Source organism: Streptomyces sp. NTH33 (assembly GCF_003236365.1).
Taxonomy (GTDB): Bacteria; Actinomycetota; Actinomycetes; order Streptomycetales; family Streptomycetaceae; genus Streptomyces.
Map to the genome: position 1 here is coordinate 1 of NZ_POTZ01000871.1, position 1464 is coordinate 1464.

General features: G+C 71.1%; 2 pseudogenes. One reads left to right on the plus strand and one right to left on the minus strand.

Going from position 1 to position 1464, the window contains the following annotated elements:
- Nucleotides 1-1262, minus strand: a pseudogene (locus C1I97_RS37130) (hypothetical protein); the annotation flags it as partial.
- 75 nt (nt 1263-1337) lie between these two features.
- Here C1I97_RS37130 and C1I97_RS37135 point away from each other — a divergent pair.
- Nucleotides 1338-1464, plus strand: a pseudogene (locus C1I97_RS37135) (MHYT domain-containing protein); the annotation flags it as partial.

Genomic DNA, 1464 nt, shown 5'->3' on the forward strand with positions numbered 1-1464 from the left:
GGGCGAAGCCATTCCGCCTGGCGCGGACTACGAGGCTCGCGCGGGCCCCCGCCGGTCTGGCCTTCGTCATCGTGGTGCTCGCCGGAGCCGGGGGAAGCGGGCCCCACCCGGACTTGGGCGGCGCCGGTGTCCTGGGCCGCCATCTCGTCGGACCGGTCGACGGCTTCGGCCTCAGGGCCGGGGATCGCGGCCTCCGTCGTCGCTGCCGCGACCGGTTCCGGAGGAGTGTTCCCGCTGCTGTACGAGTCCCCGGCTCCCCCGTCCTGAGACGCGGGCGTGTCGCCCTGTCCGCGAGCCTCGTAGTCCGCGCCAGGCGGAATGGCTTCGCCCTCCGGGCCGAGGGTCTTGTCCTTGGGAGCCGGGCCGGGGTCGGGACCGGGGTCCGGTCCCGGATCCGTCTCGCCGCTCCCCTCGTCCGGAGACACATGGTCCGCACTGGCGTCCGTCGCGGAGTCGCTCTCCGCCTCGGACGACGTAGTGTCGGCCACCGGATCACCACGGAGCTCACGGAGCTTCCGGTCAAACTGCGCGACCTGGTCGACGAGGGTCTGCCGCATCAGGTCACTGACGGCCTGCTCAAGCAACCCCACCGCCTCGTCGCGCGCCTGCACGACCTTGGCGATCTCCTGAGCGATCCGTCCCCGTTTCCGTTTCTCCTCGCGCAGCCGCTCGGTCAGCGCCGCAGCCTCGAGCCAGCCGGCATCCGGACCCCAGGGGGTGGAGGGCTCCGCGCCTTCGGCCGCCGCAGGTACCGCCTCCGCGAAGGCCTCGGCCAAGAACTGCCGCTCCCGCATCCAGGACGTCACGGCGCTCAGCAAGGCCTCGTGTCCGTCAGGCTGCCGTCCCTCCCTGACGGCAGCGGCGAACGCCTCAAGTCTGTCCACGAGTTCAGCGGCTTCCTCGCGAAGCGCGGTGGTTCGCAGCGACAGGACGTCAAGGTCCGGCACAGTCGGCGCCTGGGTCTCCGCCACCGAACCGGCGGCCAGTGAGGCCGCCGCCCCGCTCTCCGCCTCATCACCTCGCATCGCCGGGATACAGGACGGGCGCTCCCAGATGTCGGCCGCCACCGGTTCTCCCTCGATGGCCACCGCCCTCCGGAGTTCCTCGGCATGGCTCTCCGTGAACCGGTGAGCCGGCAGATGTGACGCGAACGTCAGCCCGTACACGACCAGTTGCGCGAGTTCGGGCGGCAGCATCTCGAGCATCCGGACGAGCTGATCCAGATCCGGATCCTCAAGGAAACCCTCCTGCCCCAGCTCCACCAGCTGCGAGCAACCGACACTCAGGCCGCAGCAGCACAGGATGTGCAGAACTTCCTCCGGAGCCCGGCTGATCCAGAGCGCGGACGCGCCCTGTTCCTCGGGGGGCTCACCACCGGTCTCGGCGTGGCGAGCATGCACTACCTCGGCATGGCGGCGGTGCGCCTGCACGGCGACGTCAGCTACGACCCGGTGCTCGTCGCCC